This is a genomic window from Streptosporangium sp. NPDC049644, assembly GCF_040675205.1.
Taxonomy (GTDB): Bacteria; Actinomycetota; Actinomycetes; order Streptosporangiales; family Streptosporangiaceae; genus Streptosporangium; species Streptosporangium fukuiense.
Window position 1 is genome coordinate 24,306 of sequence record NZ_JBFAOJ010000029.1, and the last position, 19,318, is coordinate 43,623.

18 protein-coding genes are annotated in these 19,318 nt (G+C 69.4%); 10 read left to right on the forward strand and 8 right to left on the reverse strand.

Annotation, left to right across the window (positions count from 1 at the left end):
- Positions 1-39: 39 nt before the first annotated feature.
- Together AB0J58_RS18565 and dacB are read right to left on the reverse strand one after the other, a co-directional pair.
- Entirely contained in the window at positions 40-1,134 is a 1,095-nt protein-coding gene (locus AB0J58_RS18565; protein WP_364217208.1) for a zinc-dependent metalloprotease, read from the reverse strand.
- 51 nt (positions 1,135-1,185) lie between these two features.
- Entirely contained in the window at positions 1,186-2,547 is a 1,362-nt protein-coding gene (gene dacB, locus AB0J58_RS18570; RefSeq protein WP_364217059.1) for a D-alanyl-D-alanine carboxypeptidase/D-alanyl-D-alanine-endopeptidase, read from the reverse strand.
- Between the two features lie 121 nt (positions 2,548-2,668).
- On the opposite strand from dacB, the gene AB0J58_RS18575 reads away from it, so the two are divergent.
- On the forward strand, positions 2,669-3,166 hold the full coding sequence (locus AB0J58_RS18575) for an inorganic diphosphatase (RefSeq protein WP_030905709.1): 498 nt from the start codon (positions 2,669-2,671) through the stop codon (positions 3,164-3,166).
- A 35-nt stretch (positions 3,167-3,201) separates the two neighbouring features.
- On the opposite strand, the gene AB0J58_RS18580 is transcribed toward AB0J58_RS18575, so the two are convergent.
- From AB0J58_RS18580 to AB0J58_RS18595, 4 genes are all read right to left on the reverse strand, one after another.
- Positions 3,202-4,491 (reverse strand): NlpC/P60 family protein, encoded by a 1,290-nt coding sequence (locus AB0J58_RS18580; protein WP_364217062.1) that lies wholly within the window; start codon positions 4,489-4,491, stop codon positions 3,202-3,204.
- Between the two features lie 217 nt (positions 4,492-4,708).
- The gene (locus AB0J58_RS18585; RefSeq protein ID WP_364217065.1) at positions 4,709-6,490 is read right to left on the reverse strand and encodes a sigma factor; all 1,782 of its coding nucleotides are present in this window, start codon (positions 6,488-6,490) and stop codon (positions 4,709-4,711) included.
- 175 nt (positions 6,491-6,665) lie between these two features.
- Positions 6,666-7,484 carry a hypothetical protein gene (locus AB0J58_RS18590; RefSeq protein ID WP_343966705.1) on the reverse strand — a complete coding sequence of 273 codons (819 nt, stop codon included), beginning with the start codon at positions 7,482-7,484 and terminating at the stop codon, positions 6,666-6,668.
- Between the two features lie 63 nt (positions 7,485-7,547).
- Entirely contained in the window at positions 7,548-9,158 is a 1,611-nt protein-coding gene (locus AB0J58_RS18595; RefSeq protein ID WP_364217068.1) for an ATP-binding cassette domain-containing protein, read from the reverse strand.
- 333 nt (positions 9,159-9,491) lie between these two features.
- Here AB0J58_RS18595 and AB0J58_RS18600 point away from each other — a divergent pair, with 333 nt between their 5' ends.
- The 5 genes from AB0J58_RS18600 (at position 9,492) to AB0J58_RS18620 (ending at position 14,886) form a co-directional block, all read left to right on the forward strand.
- Positions 9,492-10,028, forward strand: coding sequence for a hypothetical protein (locus AB0J58_RS18600; protein ID WP_364217071.1), 537 nt, complete (start codon positions 9,492-9,494; stop codon positions 10,026-10,028).
- 220 nt (positions 10,029-10,248) lie between these two features.
- A complete protein-coding gene (locus tag AB0J58_RS18605) occupies positions 10,249-10,458 on the forward strand; it encodes a hypothetical protein (protein ID WP_364217074.1) in 210 nt (69 codons plus the stop codon).
- Positions 10,459-10,502: 44 nt separating this feature from the next.
- Positions 10,503-10,949, forward strand: a complete 447-nt coding sequence (locus AB0J58_RS18610) for a hypothetical protein (protein WP_364217077.1) — start codon at positions 10,503-10,505, stop codon at positions 10,947-10,949.
- Between the two features lie 278 nt (positions 10,950-11,227).
- On the forward strand, positions 11,228-13,060 hold the full coding sequence (locus AB0J58_RS18615; RefSeq protein WP_364217080.1) for an ABC transporter ATP-binding protein: 1,833 nt from the start codon (positions 11,228-11,230) through the stop codon (positions 13,058-13,060).
- Positions 13,060-14,886, forward strand: a complete 1,827-nt coding sequence (locus AB0J58_RS18620; protein WP_364217082.1) for an ABC transporter ATP-binding protein — start codon at positions 13,060-13,062, stop codon at positions 14,884-14,886. Before AB0J58_RS18615 ends, AB0J58_RS18620 begins: the two co-directional genes overlap by 1 nt.
- Here AB0J58_RS18620 and AB0J58_RS18625 read toward each other — a convergent pair.
- Positions 14,841-15,410: a MarR family winged helix-turn-helix transcriptional regulator gene (locus AB0J58_RS18625; RefSeq protein ID WP_364217085.1), complete on the reverse strand. Its 570-nt coding sequence runs from the start codon at positions 15,408-15,410 to the stop codon at positions 14,841-14,843. The genes AB0J58_RS18620 and AB0J58_RS18625 overlap by 46 nt on opposite strands.
- A 70-nt stretch (positions 15,411-15,480) precedes the next feature.
- On the opposite strand from AB0J58_RS18625, the gene AB0J58_RS18630 reads away from it, so the two are divergent.
- From AB0J58_RS18630 to AB0J58_RS18645, 4 genes are all read left to right on the forward strand, one after another.
- The gene (locus AB0J58_RS18630) at positions 15,481-15,960 is read left to right on the forward strand and encodes a MarR family winged helix-turn-helix transcriptional regulator (RefSeq protein ID WP_364217088.1); all 480 of its coding nucleotides are present in this window, start codon (positions 15,481-15,483) and stop codon (positions 15,958-15,960) included.
- Between the two features lie 156 nt (positions 15,961-16,116).
- Positions 16,117-16,884 carry a tetratricopeptide repeat protein gene (locus AB0J58_RS18635; protein ID WP_364217090.1) on the forward strand — a complete coding sequence of 256 codons (768 nt, stop codon included), beginning with the start codon at positions 16,117-16,119 and terminating at the stop codon, positions 16,882-16,884.
- A gap of 147 nt (positions 16,885-17,031) precedes the next feature.
- Entirely contained in the window at positions 17,032-17,604 is a 573-nt protein-coding gene (locus tag AB0J58_RS18640) for a hypothetical protein (RefSeq protein ID WP_364217093.1), read from the forward strand.
- A gap of 248 nt (positions 17,605-17,852) precedes the next feature.
- On the forward strand, positions 17,853-18,659 hold the full coding sequence (locus AB0J58_RS18645) for a GNAT family N-acetyltransferase (RefSeq protein WP_364217096.1): 807 nt from the start codon (positions 17,853-17,855) through the stop codon (positions 18,657-18,659).
- A gap of 206 nt (positions 18,660-18,865) precedes the next feature.
- Here AB0J58_RS18645 and AB0J58_RS18650 read toward each other — a convergent pair.
- On the reverse strand, positions 18,866-19,318 hold a 453-nt coding region (locus tag AB0J58_RS18650; RefSeq protein ID WP_364217099.1), incomplete at its 5' end, for a leucine-rich repeat domain-containing protein.

The window sequence follows — 19,318 nt, forward strand, 5'->3', positions numbered from 1 at the left end:
GTGTGGCGCCGCGCGCCCCCCCTCGGGCTCTTTCGAGCCCTAGCCGGAAGTGCCGCCGGCCTCGGAGATGGCCGGGGCGTCGATCACCCTGGCGATCCACCGCTCGGGCTTGGAGATCTCTCCCTGGGTGGGAAGGGTCTCGGGCGAGGTCCAGACCTTGTTGAAGCCGTCGATGCCCACCTGGCCCACGACGGTGCGGACGAAGGCCGACCCCTCGGCGTACTGCTTCATCTTGAGGTCGAGGCCGAGCAGCTTGCGGATCGTGCGGTCGAAGCGGGAACCGCCCTCGCGGCGGTGGTGGAACTTGGCCCGGATGTCGGCGACCGAGGGGACCACCGAGGGGCCGACCGCGTCCATGACGTAGTCGCCGTGCCCCTCGACCAGGGTCATCACCGCGGTGAGCCGGTCGAGGATCACCTTCTGCTCGGGCGTCTGGATCGCGTCGATCAGGTTGCCCTCGCCGCCCCTGATGACGTCCGTGAACGTGCCGGCGGCCGAGCGGAGCCGCTCCAGCAGCGCGGGCAGGTCGATGTCGGAGGCCAGCAGGAAGTCCGTCGTCTGCGTCCTGACGTACTCGCGCAGCCAGTGGACGCCGGTGAACTGCACCCGATGGGTCTCCTCGTGCAGGCAGACCCAGAGGCGGAAGTCATCGGGGTTGACGTTGAGCTCGTGCTCGGCGTGGACGATGTTGGGCGCCACCAGGGTGAGGCGCCCCGTGGCCGCCTGGCCGGTCGGGTCCGGCGGCAGGAACAGCTCGTACTGCCCGAGGACACGGGAGGCGAGAAAGGCCAGCACCGCGCCCACCTCGATCCCGGTGACGCGCGAGCCCATCGCGCCCACGATCGCCGGCGTCTGGCCGGCGCGGGCGGCCATCCGCTCGGTGAGCGGCTCCAGCACCACCCGGAACCCGTCGATGTTGGCCTTGATCCAGCCGGGCCTGTCGACGATGGTCGCGGGCTGTGGCGCGGTCTCGGTGTCGATTCGGGTGAACTCGCGGACGTGCCCCTCGGCCTCACGCGAGAGCCGCCGCAAATCGGCGACGGCCTGCCGGGCCTCCTCTCGGCTCACTTGCGGCCCGGGGCGCACCAGGCGCGTTCCGGTCGCTACGGCAAGATCCCAGTCGATCACCTGCATACCGTCCACCGTACGTGCTCCCTTCCCGGGCCGCGCACCCGGAACCTGTGATCAACTGGCGGCCACCACCGCCGCGAGCCTGTCGAGGGCCGCCTCCGCCTTGCCCCAGCCGGGTGGCACGTCGTCCGCCATGAAGGCGAAGGTCACCAGGCGTCCGGCGCGCGTGGTGGTCATGCCCGCCAGCGTGTTGACCCCGTCCAGGGTGCCCGTCTTGGCGCGTACGAGCCCGTAGGCGGAGCGCGTCTTGTCGAACCTGTGCCCGAGGGTGCCGCTGAAGCCGGCGATCGGCATGCCGCTGACGATCGGGTTCAGACCGGGATTGGCCGGGGAGGCCGCCACCGCGACCAGGCGGGCCAGGGCCTCGGGGGTGATGCGGTTTCTGGGGGACAGCCCGCTGCCGTCGAAGACCAGCACGCCCTTGCCCGCGCCGAGCCTGGCCAGCACCTTGGCGACGGCCCGGGCGCCGCCGTCGAAGGAGGCGGGCTCGCCCTCCTTGATCGCCACGTGCCTGGCCAGCGCCTCGGAGAGGTCGTTGTCGCTGAGCGTGAGTGCCCGCTCGACCAGGGCGTAGACCGGTGCGGACTCGACCCTGGCGATCTCCTGGGCACCGGCCGGCGCCGTGGACCGCCTGGCGGACTTGGAGACCGTGATGCCGTACTTCGACAGCAGCGACACGAACGCGCCGTGCGCCGCGCGGGAGGGGTCCGAGGTTCTCTGGCCGCCGCTGGAGACCCTGCCCTCGTCGACCATGAGCGCGGTGACGGGGGCCACGCTGCCCTCGGGCACGTAGCCCGGCTTCCACGACGCGGCGGTGCGCGGCCCCACGTAGAGGGAGTCGTCGTAGGCCACCGTCACCTTGGACGTCCCCGCCGCCTTGAGCGCCCTGGCGGTGCGCGAGGCGAGGGTGGCGAGCGAGGCGGGCTTGGGATAGACCTGGCTCGCCGCCGTTCTCGGGCTCGCCAGGGTGGGGTCGCCGCCGCCGACGAGGACGATCGAGCCCGGCGAGGAGCCCCGCACCACCCGGGTGCTCAGCCTGGTGTCGGGCCCCAGCGAGGCCAGCGAGGCGACGGAGGTGACGACCTTGGTGGTGGAGGCGGGGGTGATGCCCTTGGCCTCGTGGCTGCCGAACAGCACGGCGCCCGTCTCCGCGTCGACGACCACGGCCCCGACGCTTCCTCCCAGGGCGGGGTCCCCCAGCGCCTCGGTCAACCGCCCTGCCAAAGTACTCTTGGCGGGGAGAGGTCCGTTCCCCCCCGCGGCCAGCACCGGACCCGCGGTGATGACCGGGACGGGGGGCGGCGCCGCCGGCGCGACACGCTCGGACTCACCTTTGACCAGCGCACCGCTGGTGATCAGGTGTGCCCCGGCCGCGACGACGAAAATCTGCAGCAGGACGAGAGTGACCAAGGCCACCCACCGCTCACGCCGCATTACGTCGCCGACCTCTCATCATCAGTACCCAAAAGGCATAAAACGCCTACGAGACATTAACGCCCAACCGGGGGTGCCCGGGGGTCTGAGTGGAGGAAACGCGGTGGAGTTCGACGTTCTCGTTGAGATTCCCAAGGGGCAACGGAACAAGTACGAGGTGGACCACGAGTCAGGCCGCATCAGGCTCGACCGCATGCTCTTCACCTCCACGCAGTACCCCGCCGACTACGGCTTCATCGAAGACACGCTGGGCGAGGACGGTGACCCCCTCGACGCCCTGGTGCTGCTCCAGGAGCCGACCTTCCCCGGCTGCCTGATCAAGTGCCGCGCGGTCGGCATGTTCCGCATGACCGACGAGAAGGGCGGCGACGACAAGGTCCTCTGCGTCCCCGCCACCGACCCCCGGATGGAGCACATCCGCGACATCCACCACGTGCCGGAGTTCGACCGCCTGGAGATCCAGCACTTCTTCGAGGTCTACAAGGACCTGGAGCCCGGCAAGTCGGTCGAGGGCGCCAACTGGGTCGGCAGGGTGGAGGCCGAGGAGGAGATCGTCCGTTCCATCAAGCGCGCCCAGGACGAGGCCCCCGGCAAGCACTGAGCCGTCACGGGTGACGGCTCAGTGCCACTGAGCCGTCACGCGGGGCGGGTCGCGCCGATGAGGTCGCTGCGCCACATCGGCGCGACCCGGACCACGTCCCCCGTCTGCGGGGCGTGCACCATCAGCCCCCGGCCGACGTAGATCCCCACGTGGTGGATGTCTCCGGGATTCCCCGTGGCCTGCCCGTAGAAGAGCAGGTCGCCCCGGCGGAGCTCGCTGAGCCGCACGTGCGGGCCCGAGGTCCACTGGGTGCCGGTCCAGTGGTCCATGACGATCCCGACCCGCTCCCAGGCCCGCATGGTCAGCCCCGAGCAGTCATAGGCGGCCGGTCCGTCGGCCGCCCACACGTACGGCTTGTCGAGCTGGGTGAGCGCCCAGTCCGCGGCGATGTCGCCCCTGGCCGACTCGGCGGTCACGTTGAGCGCCCAGCGCGACACGGGCTCCCCCGAGGCCACTCCCATCCGAGCCGCCTCGCGGCGCATCGCGGCCGCCTGGTATCGGGCGCGCTCGGCGTTCTCCCTGGCGATCCTGGCCTGCTCCAGAGCCACCTCGCGCTCCCTGGCGAGTTTCTCGGCCGTACTCCGCGCCTCGTCGGCCAGCTTCTCCAGCCGCGCCTGCTCCTCCTCGATCCGCCGGGTCTCGTCGACCTGTCTGGCGACGGCCTCCTCCGCGGCCTGCTTCGCCTCCTCGGCCTCCGCCTGCGCCTCCCGCTGCCCGGCGTACGCGTCCTCCGCCTGGGCCTGCAGGATGGCGAAGACCTCCTGGGACTCCCGCAGTTGCTTGAGCGTCTCGGCCTGTCCCCCGCCCATGTGGGCCAGAATGCTGGCCCTGCGCAGGTAGCCGTCGTCCGTGGGACCGCCGTTGCCGGTCATCATGGCCATCATGGGCTGGGCGATGTCCAGTCCCCCGTAGCTCTGGGCGGTGATCGCGGCCACCGCCTCGCGGGCCTTGGCGACCTGGGAGCCGGCGGCCTTCGCCCGCTCGGCCGCCTGGACCGAGAGCTCCTTGGCGCGAGCCGTCTTGACGAGCTCCCCGTTGTACGACTCGACGAGCCTCTCCGCGGTGGTGACCAGCTCCTCCAGCCTGGCCCGTGCCTCGGCGACCAGGACCGTGGTCTCGCCGAGCCGCTCGCCACGCTCGCGGGCCATGGCCCGCGCCTCGGCGACCTCGTCGGCCGACGGGCCCGTCACGCCGCCGGGCGCGGCATCGTCGGCCGGCCCCGACCGGCCGGGCACGGCGCCGGCGGGGAGTCCCTGCCCGGCGATCAGGCAACAGGCCAGGCCCGCCACCGCGGCGGCATGGCGGCGCCGTCTGACTGAATGCATGCGTCTCCCCCCGGAGTCCCCCTTGAACACCGCTTGCCGCGGTCTCACCGCGGAGCGCGGCGCGTCGCCGCTTGCCAGGCGGCCTACCTCAACATTCCCATTCGTCACTCTACGCACACATGACACTCACGCCGCGTAGTCACCGCCCGCCACAATACCGCCGCTCGCGGGGGGCTCGGCCCGTACCGCCGAAGGGATGCCGAAAGCGTCTCGACGCTCAGACGGCCGGCGTCCTGCCGCCCGGAGGCCGCCGCTCGACGAGGGGTGTGACCGGCCCTTGCGGTGAGGTGGAAGGCCCGGAGAACGCGGGAGAGCCGGGCGGCGGGGGATGCGATCCGGGAAGTGCCGGCCGGGAGGCGTCCGGGGACCGCCGCTGAGCGGCCCCCGGATGGCCGAGGACTCCCCGCGGCCCGGGACGCGGAGGTCTCAGGTCTCCCTGTGACGGCCCGGGGCCTGTGGACGGAGCCTGCGGGTCGGCGGGCGGCGGCACGGGGCCGGCATACGGCGGCCGAGGATTAGCCCGCGGCGGCCGGGGGTCCGCCTGCGACGGCCTCGGGGCACCCTGCGAGGGCCGGGGGGTCACGCGGGGCGGCCCGTGCTCTCCTCGCGGGGGCCTCGGACCGCCCGGGTCCGTCGATCGGTGTGTGTCACGGCAGGGACGGAGGGGCCGGTGCCCGTGGTGGTCGCGGTGCGGGGGGCGCCCGTCCGGCGCACCGGCCCCGGGAGCCCCCGGCAGCACCGGTCCGCCGGCTGAAGACCCGTCGGCTGAAGGTCTGTTGTCCGGCGGTGCGGGCCGGGGCTCCGCCGGACGGCCGGTCGGGCCCGGCGTCGGCCGGTCGATCTCGGAGCCGGGCCCGGTGACGCCGACCGGCTCCGTCACTCCGAGCGAGCCGGTCCGCCCGACGGCCGTTTCCGCGCGGACGGGTTCCGGCGCCGGCGGCACGTTCACCCGCCGGCGCTCCCCTGACCGGCCGGGCTCCTCGGGCCCGCGGTACTCCTCCGGCCTCTGGCGCCCCTCCGGCCGCCGGGCGGCCGGAGGCTCCGCCGACGCCGAGAACATCCCCGAGGCGGCACCGGGGCTCGCCTCCCCGGACCGGAGGGTGGTCTGGGTGAGGAGCAGAGCGAGCAGCGCCGACGCGGCGACCGCGGCCGCCGTACCGGCCATCACGTAGGGCCGGCGACGACCTCCGCCTGCCGTGCCGGCGGGAAACCCGGCAGCGTCGAGGGGGCCGACCCGGTGGGCGACGTCGTGCCGGTAGGGGACCCGCCCGGGGTCGGTGAAGCAGTCCATCACCCGCGCGCGCAGCGTCGGCGGCGGCGCGACCACCGGAAGCAGGTCGAAGACCTTGGCCGCGGAGACCTGCCTGACCCGGTGCGGGGCGCAGGTGTCGCACCGGTTCACGTGGCGGATCACCCGCTCGCGCGCCCGCGCGGTGAGCGCGCCGGCGAAGCCGGTCAGCATGCGGGCTCGGCTCGCGCAGTCGTGGGGTCCCTTGCGGACGAGGACCTCCGCGGTGACGGCGTCGCGCAGCCGCTCCCTCGCCGATTCGTACCGCGCGGCCGCGACCTTGGCGGTGACGCCCAGGACCGCGGCGAGGTCGACGGGCCCGAATCCGTGCCGGCAGCTCAGCTCGAGGACCTCCCGGTCCTCGGACGGCAGGCTCCGGGTGGCGTTCCACGCCATCACCCGCAGGTCCGCCTCGCCGACACCCTCAGGAACGGGGACCCGCGGGTCGGGCTCCCCGGTGGGATCGCGCCGTACGCACTCCCCCCGAGCGAGTGCGTACAGCCACGCCTCCAGCCGGCGGGAGTCGGCGAGCGCGTGAATATGGGCCTCGGCCGCGACAAAGGTGTCAAGGAACGCCAGTTCCGCGTCCGCCGAGACGCCGAGCATTGAATGGCAGTATCGGTAGACGCTTTCCGCATACGAGTCGTAGAGGCGGGAAAGGGCCGCAGGTTCCCTCGCGCGCAACGCTTCGACCAGGACACCGTCAGTCACGCAACCGAAGGTAAACGATTGGCGACCGTAAGTTCCAGCCGTTTCTACGCGGTGACTCCAACTGTCTCGGCGGAGTCAACGAAATTGGTGAACCACCCCTGGTGACTCGTAATCATAAACATTGAAAAATAGTCATTTATCGCGCTTATCGGTATGGCACGGAGAGGATTTCCGATCACGGGTGGGCGGCGCTCGCGAGCGGAGCCTGCCTGCCCCGGTCCTTGGCGAACGGGGGCATCCTCGGCTTGACCGTGTGCAGGGGCAGCGCGCCGCCGAGGGCGAGCTGTTCGAAGGGGCGGCTGCTCGACCCCCAGGTGCGCGCGGTCACCTCGGCGGAGGCGATGTCGCGGGTGTTCTGAACACTCTTGATCTGCAGGATGAACCGGCGGTTCTCACCCGCCTGGAGGTTGTCCACGAACGTGCTCCCGCCGCCGAGTAGCTTGCCCCGCTTGTCGCGCAGGAGCGCGGTGACGGCCAGGCTGCGGGTCGGCATCACGTACGGGGTGCCGACATAGCCGGTGACGAGATAGTTGCCGTCGGCGGTGCGGTCGGTCAGCACGCCGCGGACCGGGAAGGGCTGGAAGGCCGAGACGATCCGGCCGGCCAGATGCCAGCGTGCCGGGCGGTACGCGATGCTCACGTCGGCGGGCCTGTCCTGGGTCACCACCTGGCCCGTGAAGGGCAGGGTTCCGGCGGGAGGCACCGCGTCCAGCGGCTGTTCCAGCCGGACCACCTCCTTGCCCTCGGCGTTCTTGGCCACCACGGTGGCCACGATGTGCTCGCCGAAGTGCCACGGATTGGTGTTGGCCAGCACTCCTGCCCAGTTCACCACATACCCATCGTCACCCTTGATGATGGACGATGCCTGCTCCCTGACCGCGATCGGCTGGAGCGCGGCGGCCCGCTTCTTCTCCACCTCCTCATCGGTGCATCCGGCACTTCCGATGAGGAGAAGGAGGGCGAGGGCGCCGACGATTCGGGTGCTGTGCGTCACCTAGCCGTGATAACCGGTGGCGACACCGCTCCCACTCCGACGCGCCGGGAACGACCCGAGTCTTTACCTCTGGCGGACCACCCTGGTCTCGTCCCACACCGGCTCGGACGATTCGTAGACCTTTCCATCGGCACCGAAGACCAGGTACCGGTCGAAGTCGTCGGCGAACCAACGGTCGTGGGTCACCGCGACCACGGTCCCGTCGAAGGCGTCCAGCCCTTCCTGGAGAGCCTCGGCGCTGGCCAGGTCGAGGTTGTCCGTCGGCTCGTCCAGCAGCAGCAGGGTGGTGCCGGACAGTTCGAGCAGCAGGATCTGCAGCCGGGCCTGCTGCCCCCCGGAGAGCGTCTCGAAACGCTGTTCGGCGATGGTTCCGGCCAGCTCGTAGCGGGACAGCGCCTTCATCGCCTCGTTCTTGAGCCGGGCGTGCTCGGTCATGACGATCTCGCAGGGCGTCCGGCCGATGAGCTCAGGGCGAGCGTGCGTCTGGGCGAAGTGCCCGGGGACGACCCGGGCGCCGAGCCTGGCCACCCCGGTGTGCCTGACCTCCTCCCCGGCGATCAGGCGCAGGAAGTGCGACTTGCCCGAGCCGTTGGAGCCCAGCACCGCGACCCGCTCGCCGTACCAGATCTCCAGGTCGAACGGCTTCATCAGGCCGGTGAGCTCAAGCCGCTCGCAGATCACCGCCCGCTTGGCGGTCCGGCCGCCCTTCAGCCGCATGCTGATGAACTGCTCCTTGGGCGCCGCCTCCGGCGGCCCGGCCTCCTCGAACCTGCGCAGCCGGGTCTGGGCCGAGTGGTAGGCGGCGGCCATGGTGTCCATGTACTTGGCCTTCTGCTTGAGCATCAGGACCAGCCGCTTGATCTTGGCGTGCTCCTCGTCCCAGCGCTTCTTCAGCTCGTCGAGGCGCTCGTTGCGCTCCCTGCGCGCCTGTGCGTAGCCGCCGAACCCCCCGCCGTGCACCCAGATGTTGCCGGACTCGACGGTGATGATCCGGTCCGCCGCGTTGGCCAGCAGCTGCCGGTCGTGGCTGACCAGCAGCACGGTCTTCGGGGTCTCCCTGAGCGCCTGCTCCAGCCAGAGCTTGCCCGGCACGTCGAGATAGTTGTCCGGCTCGTCGAGCAGCAGCGTCTGGTCGGGGCCGCGCAGCAGCGCCTCCAGCACCAGCCGCTTCTGCTCACCGCCCGACAGCGTGTTGACCTCGCGGTACTTGCAGTCGTCGTACGGCATGCCGAGCGCGGCCATCGTGCAGGTGTCCCAGAGCACCTCGATGTCGTAGCCGCCGGCGTCGCTGTAGTCGGTGATGGCCTGCGCGTAGCGCATCTGGGCCTTCTCGTCCTCGCGCTCCATCATCACCAGCTCGGCGGCCTCCAGCTTCGCCGCCGCCTCCCGCACCCGCTGCGGGGCGACACTGACCAGCAGGTCGTGCACGGACCGGCCGTCCCGGATGCTGCCGATGAACTGCCGCATGATCCCCAGGCCGCCGGAACTGGCGACGCTCCCGTCGACAGGCTGCAGGTCGCCCGCGATCAGCCGCATCAGCGTCGTCTTGCCCGCCCCGTTGGGCCCGACGAGCGCCGCCTTGACCCCCTCGCCGACCCGGAAGGACACGTCGTCCAGCAACGGCCGCCCGTCCGGCAGAACGTACGTCAGATGACCGACTTCAACGTGCCCCACGACAATTCCCTCCATAGGTCCTCGCGCAGGGTACCTGCCATTTCAACCACCGGGCATCCTGATTTCCCGGTTGCGGCACGACGTGGTGATCCGGTCACCGGCGTCCTCTGCATTCGGTCTCTGCGGCGTTCGCGAACTCACGGGTTCGACCCTGTGGGCCTAGCAGGTAGTGACATCCGAGAATCGACCGGGCCGCCGGGGCGCCGACACGAACCATTCGTAGTCGATCTTTTACGGAGCGCAATGAACTTGCTATAGATGCATAACTATGCATCTATGAGGGCGACTCCACCCCTGCTGTTACCGTTACTTCGTTCCAACGCCGTTGGCGAGTTGCTCGCCTGGTTGTACCTCCACCCGGAAAACGAGTATTCGACGATCGACCTCGCCGTACGGACAGGCGCGTCCCAGTCGACAGTAAGCCGTGAGGCTGACCGGTTCGTCGCTGCCGGACTGACCCGGGAAAGACGACACGGCAACCTCCGTCTCATCCGTGCTGACACCGACACGATCGTTGCCAAACCGCTCACCGACCTGTTGGCGGTGACCTTCGGACCGCTCGCCGTCCTGCCACCCCTTCTCCACTCGATCTCCGGCATCGACGAGGCGTACCTGTACGGCTCCTGGGCCGCCCGGTACGCGAACCAAGCCGGTCCGCCACCCCGTGACGTCGACGTCCTCATCGTGGGATCCGCAGACGACGACGAACTCTACGACGCGGCGAGGACAGCCGAACGGGTCCTCGACCGTGAAGTGAACATCAACCGGATCTCGCCGACCTCTTGGAACGTCGATCTGGACGACCCGTTCGTGGCATCCCTCCGTAGCGAACCTCTCTACCCCCTGATTCGGAAGCGGAGCACCTCATGAGATGGATGCAGGGACGCGATCGGATCGATGCGATGCTGGCCTCAGGCCAGTTGGAACGAGTGCCACCAGGCAGAGAACATGCGGATACCCTGCTCACTCAGGCCGAACGACAGATCCGACAGGTGCGTACCGGCTTCTCTACGACGCCTCCAGAAAAGCCCTCGCGCCCATCCTGGAGAACCAGGGGCCGCGAGCCACCAGCAGGGGCGGACACCTCGCGGTGCTGGACGCGGTCACGGCTCAGCTGGACCCTCCGCTCGGGCAGGCACTCCGTTCCTTCGACCGGATGCGCCGCCGTCGCAACAGCGCCGAATACCCTCGGCCCGACACTCCGGCGATCACTCCCGAGGACGTCGTCCAGGACCTGGGGAAAGCCACGGAGTTCCAGGTACTCGCCGCCAAGGTCCTGGACCAGATGAGCCCGTACTGAAACGGCTGACCAACAGGTCATCGGACACCGACTTCAACGGGTTTATGTTGCTCAGCCGGATCGACAAGGTCACGGCGGAGTCCATGGCCAGGATGTTCAACAGCGATGGCAGCCCACATGAGGAGTCCAGGGAGCAGCGGCTCTTCCAAGCGATCTACCAGCTCATGGGCGAGCAGGCTCTCAGCCCGGAGGTACGCGCCGCCCTGTTCCGCGCACTGCCCCTGATCGAGGGAGTGGCCGTGCGTCCGGATGCCGTGGGCGCCGAGGGCCGGCACGGGGTGGCCTTCAGCTACACCGACGACCGGGCGCGCTACGAGCTCATCCTGAGCCCGGATGATTTCCGCTACCTGGGAACGTACGGGGTCACTGTCGCAGACCGCACGATCAGGTCCACGGGCTCGGGCCCGGTCTTCCTACCGGCGGGCACCCCTCTCGTGCTCAACGCCCAACTGGAGACCCACCTGGTCGACAAGGCCGGGCAACGACCTTAGGACATCCTCGCCGATCGACCCCCTTCCAGGGCAGGAAGGGGGTCATATCCTGCATGTGGGCTGACCGGCCTCAACGTGCCCCACGGCGATTCCTCTTCAAAGGTCCTCGCGCGGCGTATCCGCCCGATTTCGGCTACGGGCATCCCGATATTCGGTGTGGTCTGCGCGTCCGTCCGTGACAGGCAGGGCGGGGCCGAGAAAATGCGTGGGAAAGTGTCGGCGCCCGGTGATAGAAAGCAAGTTCGACTTTCATTCTCGACCTGCTTGGGAGCGAACCTGTGACCACCAGCAGTTCGGAGTTCTCCGTCTCCGGTCGCCCGCATGACAGGCGGGGTCCGGTGCGCTGGTTCTGGTCCCATGTTCGCCGCCACCCGCTCCAGCTGACCGGATTCCTCGGCGCATCGCTGATCATGGTCGTGCTCAACGCCACGGTACCCGGGCTCACCGGCGCGGCCTTCGACGCGGTGCTGGGCGCGGGCGGTGGCGGGGCGCGGGAACTGGGCCTGATCTCGCTGGGACTGCTGGCGATCGTGCTGGCCCGCGGCGCCTTCGACCTCGTGGCGCGCCTGGCCAGCGAGGTTCTGGCCAAGCGGCTGGAGCGGGACACCAGGGACGAGCTCTACGTCAGCCTGCTCGGCAAGAGCCAGACCTTCCACAACAGACAGCGGGTCGGCGACCTGATGGCACGGGCGGCCAACGACATCCGGCAGCTCTCCATCATGATCAGCCCAGGCATCGACCTGATCGTCGACTCCAGCCTGACCGGTCTCGTGCCCCTGGTCTTCATCGCCGCGATCGACCCGCGGCTGCTGCTGGCGCCCGGCGTCTTCGCGGTCGTCTTCGTTCTCGCGCTCTGGCACTACATGAGGCAGCTCAATCCGGTGGCGACCCGCATGCGCGAACAGTTCGGCGATCTCAACGCCGGGCTGAACGAGGCGGTCCGCGGCATCGAGGTCATCAAGGTGTCCGCGCAGGAGGACCAGGAGCGGCGGCGGTTCCGGACACGCGCGCGGCGTTATCGGGACTCCTTCGTCCGCAACGGCCTGGTCCAGGCCCGTTACCTGCCGACCCTGCTCTTCGCGTTCGCGATGGCCGCCTCGCTCTGGCACGGCCTCTACCTCCAAGCCGCCGGCGCCATCACGATCGGCGAGCTGGTCGCCTTCATGAGCCTGATGAACATGATCGGCTTCCCGACCAACATGTCGATCTTCACCTTCTCGCTGGTCCAGATCGGCATCGTGTCCGCCCGCCGGATCCTCGGCATCATGAACACCGAGACCGAACTGGGGCAGCGTGCCGACGGCCACGCCGCACCGATCAGCGGGGCGATCCGCTTCGAGAACGTGACGTTCGGCTACGGGGAGGACGATCCGGTGCTGCGCGGGGTGACGTTCACCGTGCAGCCGGGCGAGACCGTGGCGATCGTCGGCGAGACCGGCTCGGGCAAGAGCACCCTGGCGAAGCTGGTCCCCCGGATCTACGACGTCACCGCGGGCCGGATCCTGGTGGACGATGTGGACGTGCGCGAGTGGGACCTCGACTCGCTGCGCTCCCAGATCTCCACCATCGAGCAGGACATCGTGCTGTTCTCCCGGTCCGTGGCCGAGAACATCGCCTTCGGGCTGGGCCAGCAGGCGGAGCGGAGCGCCGTCGTGAAGGCGGCCGAGGAGGCCCAGGCCGCCGAGTTCATCGGCGAGCTCGACGACGGCTACGACACGGTCATCGGAGAGCGCGGCATCACCCTCTCCGGCGGCCAGCGTCAGCGCCTGGCCATCGCACGGGCACTGCTGACGGATCCGGCGATCCTGGTGCTCGACGACTCGACGAGTGCGATCGACTCCGCCACGGAGGACAGGATCCAGCAGGCCATCGGCCGCGTTCTCGACGGGCGCACCACATTCCTGATCACCCACCGGCTCTCCCAGATCCGCTGGGCCGACAAGGTGCTGCTGCTCCGCCGAGGCGAGCTGGTCGACTATGGCACGCACGACGAACTGCTCACCCGCAGCCGCCTCTACCGGCGGATCTTCGCCCACTACGACGAGGTCGACCTGACCGACACCACCGACCCGGCCGTGGTCCTCGCGGGCGAGCAGGGAGGGCAGGGCTGATGGGCTTCATCATGGACGGCCTCGACGCCGAGGACTACGACCGCACCTACAACGATCGTGATCTACTCCGCCGGATCCTGTCCTATTTCCGGCCGAAGCTGGGCTCGATGGTCCTGGTCGCGGCCATGATCGTGCTCTCCTCACTGACCCAGGCGGCCATGCCGTTGCTGGTCAGCTGGGGCGTGGACGGGATCGAGGACGGCATGATCGCCGACGTGGGCCGGCAGCTCACCGTCGGCCTGCTGCTCGCCGGGGTGCTCGGCTGGCTGTTCAACTTCATCCGCCAGTGGTACAGCGCGAAGGTCACCGGAGACGTCGTGCTGCGTCTTCGCGAGGACGCGTTCGACGCCGTACTGGAACGCGACCTGTCGTTCTACGACGAGAACCCGTCGGGCAAGATCGTCAGTCGGGTCACCTCCGACACCGATGACTTCGCGACCGTCTCCACCTTGACGATGGACCTGATCAGCCAGGTGTTGATGGTGGGTTTCGTCACGATCCTGCTCTTCCTGCGCAGCGTCGAGCTCGCCCTGCTGACCCTTCTCGTGGTGCCCGTGGTGGTGGGCATCGCGCTGCTGTTCCGGCGGATCGCCCGCAGCAGCACCCGCAGGGCGCAACGCTCGCTGAGCCGGGTGAACGCCACCCTGCAGGAGACCATGGGCGGAATCAGCGTCGCCAAGAACTTCCGCCAGGAGCAGCGGGTCTACGACGAGTTCCGGCCCATCAACGAGCAGAGCTACCAGGTGACGCTCAGGCAGGGTTTCGTCTTCTCCGGCATCTTCCCGGTGCTCTTTCTGGTCGCCGGACTGGCCACGGTCGCGCTCATCCAGCTGGGTGGTACCACGGTGCTCGGCGGCGGCCTGTCCGCCGGCGACTGGTACCTCTTCCTCCAGGGCGTCGCGCTCTTCTGGTTCCCGCTGACCTCCATCGCCGCGTTCTGGTCCCAGTTCCAGCAGGGCCTGTCCGCGTCCGAGCGGGTCTTCGCCCTGATCGACGCGCCGCCCCGGGTCGTGCAGACCGACCCCCAGCCGGTGGGCAGGCTGGCGGGCCGCGTCGAGTTCCGCGACGTCCGGTTCGGTTACGAAGCCGACAACCCCGTCCTGCGGGACTTCAACCTCACCATCGAGGCGGGCGAGAGCGTCGCGCTGGTCGGTCACACCGGTGCGGGCAAGTCGACGCTCAGCAAGCTGATCACCCGGTTCTACGAGTTCCAGGACGGCCGGTTGAGCATCGACGACCGTGACATCCGCACGCTGGACCTGGCCGGGTACCGGCGGCAGATCGGCGCGGTTCCGCAGGTTCCGTTCCTGTTCAGCGGCACCGTCGCCGACAACATCAGATACCCGAGGCCGGAGGCGGGCGACGAGGAGGTGCTCGCCGCCGCCACGGCGGTCGGCGGCGGCGACTGGATCGACGCCCTGCCCGACGGCCTGCGGACCGACGTCGGCGAACACGGTCGCGCCCTGTCCATGGGCCAGCGCCAGCTCGTCGCGCTGGCCCGGCTGCTCATCCAGGATCCGGCGATCGTGGTCCTGGACGAGGCCACCGCCAGCGTCGACCCGCTGACCGAGGCTCAGATCCAGGAGGGTCTGGACCGGGTGCTGGCCGACCGCACCTCCATCGTCATCGCACACCGGTTGTCCACGATCGAGCACGTCGATCGCATCATCGTGCTGGATCACGGCCGGATCGTCGAGGAGGGCGACCACAGCACGCTGCTGGCTCGCGGTGGTCACTACTGCCAGGTCTACAACACCTACTTCAGGCACCAGTCCCCCGACTACCGTCCCGGCTCCGGGTTCGTCTCCGTCACCGGCTCCGCCTGATCGAGGCCGCTCGAATCGGGGCCCCGATTCGAGCGGCTCGCCGGGACATCCGGCGGAAGGGGGTGTTCAACCCGGCCGCCTTCCCGGTGGCGCCCGCCCAGCTCCGCGACGAAGGCCGTGAGCAGGCGAGCGAACTCCCGTCTTTCGTGCTCGGACCAACCGCGCATCGCCGCGCCGAAGACCTCACGGCGGAAGCGATGGACCCGCTCGGCGTGCCCAGCGCCCAGTTCGGTGAGCTCCAGCGTGCTGCGGCGGCCGTCAGCCGGGTCGGCCACCCTGCGAAGCAGTCCCGCCTCGACGGCCCTGGCCACCAGACGGCTGGCACGAGGTTGGTCGACGCCCATCCGACCGGCGACGGAGGTCACCGTCGCGGCCTCCGCCCCTTCCTCCACAGCGTCGATCACCCCGAAGAGTGCGGGGTCGAGCTCGACGTCACCCGCGAGACGCTGGAGGGCGCGGCGGGTCTGGCTGCGCCGGATCGCCACCATCGCCCGCTCGACGGCGGCCACCTGAGGATCTTCCATGCCCCAATGATACATGTATTAATACATGTTATTGTCAAACTACATGTATCTGCCAAGGAAAGGCGGCACCGTGAACACCTCCGAGATCACCGGCCAGAGACGCCCCATCGGCTACTGGATCAAGCACCTCCACGGCCTCGTCGAAGGCTCCCTCGACGGCCTCCTCGCCGGCCAGGGGCTGACCCGCCGCCACTGGCAGGTGCTGAACGTCGTCGCCACCGACTCCCCCACCCTCGCCGGCCTCGACACCGCCCTCGCCCCCTTCCTCGACGACCGGCGGCCCTCCCTGCGTCCACTGGTGGACGACCTGCGCGGGCGGGGCTGGCTGAAAGGGCCGGAAGGAGAGGGGCGGTTGGCCCTCACCGCCGCCGGGATCCGGGCGCACCAGGAGTTGCGACGGCAGGTGAACGCCGACCGCGCCCGCCTCACCGAGGGGATCGGCGCCGAGGAGTACCTGGCCACGATCGACGTCCTGACGCGGATGTCGGCCAACCTGACGGGCCCGACGGAACCCGCAAAACCAACCACTAATTCCGGAAATATCGTCTGAATAATATTAGGCAACGCCTAAATATCTATTTTTGCCACTCCGAAGGGAGGCAGAAAGTCAATCTCCACGAGATGGCAGAATTACTTATGCCACCTTAATACTGTCTGTTTTCGCCGTCCGCGGGCTCCATACGAAGTGATGGTGTTGCGATGAGTGATGAGCCGCGATGAGAGCGACGGCCCGCTTCGGCGGCCGCCTGACATCTCCCAGCGGACCGCTGTCTTCCCCAATGGGTCGGGACAGCACGGGGAGACCCCCACCACCGGAGCTGGACACACCCGTGACACCGGCAGGACCGAGGAGGCGATCGCCGCCTACCGGCACGCCGCGGAAGCCGGGAACCCCGATGCCTGCTGGCGGCTGGTCGAGTTGTTCCAGCGGGTGGGCCGCACCGAGGAGGCGATCACCTGGCTACGGGCCCGCGCCGAGGCAGGCGACGTCGACGCCCTGTGGAAGGCGGTCGAGCTGCTCCAGGAGTCGGAGCGGACCGAGGAGGCGATCACCTGGCTACGGGCCCGCGCGGAGAGCGGTGACACTCACGCCCTCGGGCGGCTCACCGTCCTGCTGTACCAGCTGGAGCGGGCCGAGGAAGCGATCACCTGGCTACGGGCCCGCGCCGAGGCAGGCGACACCCACGCTCTGGCGCACGCGGTCGACCTGATGTACGAGACCGGCCGCGCCCGGGAGGCGATCGCCTGGCTGCGGGCCCGCGCCGAGACCGGCGACGTCCACGCCCTGATATGGGCGGTCCTGCTGCTGTGTGAGACCGGTCATGCGGACAGAGCGGTTCTTGCCTACCTGAGCACCGCCGAGTTGGGCCGCCCCGACGTTCTGGCCCAGGCGATCGGTCTGCTGAGACGGCTCGGCCACACCGACGAGGCCGAACGGCTCCGACGGTGCGGGATCACCCCCGGCAGGACATGACCCCGTGTCGGCCGAGGACCGGCTTCACGTCCACGACGGGTGTTCCGTCCAGCACCTTCACGCACCCGCGACCCGTCCATCGCGGGTCTGCACCAGGTGCCAGAGGGATCCAACCCGCGCACAAGTGCACTGGATCATTCTCACGTCATGAACATCGCAAGAATCTCCCTCATGACGCTCGCGGCCGGCGTTCTCGCGGGATGCACCTTCACCCTCGAAACCGATCAGGAGAACGGCTCATCGCCCCAGAACCCACCGAAACCCCCGGGAACCTTCGCGACGCCGTTCCCCACCGCGATCGGCGCACTGGATCTCCAGTCGGTGACCCCCGCCGAGGAACGCTTCAAGCTCCCGGACGGTCCGCACCACAAGATCCTTGGCACCCAGCTCACCACGTTCTACCAGGACGCCCCGCGCCTGAGATCCTTCTACGCCACCGGGGCGCAGGCCGAGGTGACCGACCCCAAGGCCGCCGTGGACTGGCTGACCGCCCAGGACCGCGAGCGGGAGAACCCGCAGACGGACTGGGTCTACGTGGGGACCGGTCCGCTCCCCGGCGCGGCCTCCTGCCGGAACACCGACGACGGGACCTACTGCTACTGGGCCGACGCCGACACGGTGGGCTTCCTTGAGATCCCGCGCAGCCTCGCCGGGAAGATCACGGAGAGCTTCGCCATGATCAGGGGCGCGCTGGAAGGAGAGCCCTCCAAGAGCCGGTGACCGGCGGGGGCTATGCCGGTCTGTGGGCTGTTGCGTTGTCTCCGTACTCTCGTTGGGCTCGCGCAGCAGCCGGGCACGACCGGCCCGGCCCCGGCGATGTCGTCCGGCCGCGGCCGCCGGAAGTCGAGCGACACCGGGTGGCCGAGCGACCGATACAGGTGCGGCGGCTCGCCGCCGGCCTGGAAGGCGGGCACCGGCGGACCCCGCCGGACATACCCATCGCCGATGGGAGCCGGTACGGTTTGACCATGGCTGTGCGGTCGTTGGGCTACCGGAGCGATCTGATGTTGCTCGGGCTGCAAGGCGGCGTCATCGACCGGCGCGACGGTTACCTGGCTGTCCGGACGCCCGCCAACCCGACCTATCACTGGGGGAACTTCATCCTGCTGGACACCCCGCCGGCCCCCGGAACGGTGGCCTCGTGGGTGAGCACCTTCCACCGCGAGTTCCCGGACGCCGGCCACGTCGCCCTCGGTGTCGACGGTGTCACCGGCGACGCCGGTGAGCCGGAGGAACTGGCGGCGGCGAGTCTCGACGTCGAGCGGAGCACGGTGATGACGGCCGGTTCGGTGCACCCGCCACCCCGCCCCAACCGTGACGCTCACTTCCGCGTCCTGGACGGCGACGAGGACTGGTCCGCCGCACTGGCACTGCAGGAGGCCACCAACCCCGGTCCCGACGTCGAGGGATACCGGGTGTTCGCGCAGCGCAATCTGGCGGCCATGCGCCGGCTGCAGGAACGCGGATGCGGCGCGTGGTTCGGAGCCTTCGTGAACGACCGCATGGTCTCCGGGCTCGGCCTGTTCACCGACGGTTCGGGGCTCGCACGCTACCAGGCCGTCGACACCCACCCGGCATATCGAAACCAGGGCCTTTCCGGAACCCTCGTGTACACGGCCGGCCGGCACGCTCTGGAACATCTGAACGCGCACACGCTCGTCATGGTGGCCGATCCGAGCTACGTCGCGATCCGCGTGTACCGCTCGGTCGGATTCACCGACGCCGAGACACAGGTCCAACTGGAGCCGAAGCCGTCAACGACGACTCCGGCCTGAGGATCGCCGCGGCCCTGCTCCGAGGCGACGAAAGCCGCCGAGGCGATCTCCTCAAGACCACTCTCATCCGCGTCCTGCATCTTCACCGAGGCCACCAGCTCGCGAACGTCGTGATGACCTGCAGGCAGGACTTCGACCTCGGTATCGGCATGGGCAAAAGCACGGGGTCTCGGTGGCGAGTGACGCAATGCGGTCGTCGTCGCGGGTCAGAGTCGCGCGAGATCGGCGAGGCTCCTCAGTGATTCGGGCAGGGCGGTAAGCGGGTTGCCGCGCAGGTCGAGCCAGCTGAGTTTGGTGAGGTTGCTCAGCGACTCCGGCAAGGAGGCCAACACGTTCTCGCATAGGTCGAGCCAGGTGAGGTTGGTGAGGTCACCCACCGATTCCGACAAGGAGGTGAGCCGGTTGCCGCGCAGATACAGCTTGGAGAGGTTGGTGAGGTCGCCCAGCGACTCGGGCAGGGCGGTCAACCGGTTGTGCGCCACATCGAGCCTGTCGAGACTGGTCAGCCCGCCCAGCGACTCGGGCAAGGAGGTCAACGCGTTCTCGGACAGGTGGAGCCCGGTGAGGTTGGTGAGGTCGCCCAGCGACTCGGGCAGGGCGGTCAACCGGTTGTGCGCCACATCGAGCCTGTCGAGACTGGTCAGCCCGCCCAGCGACTC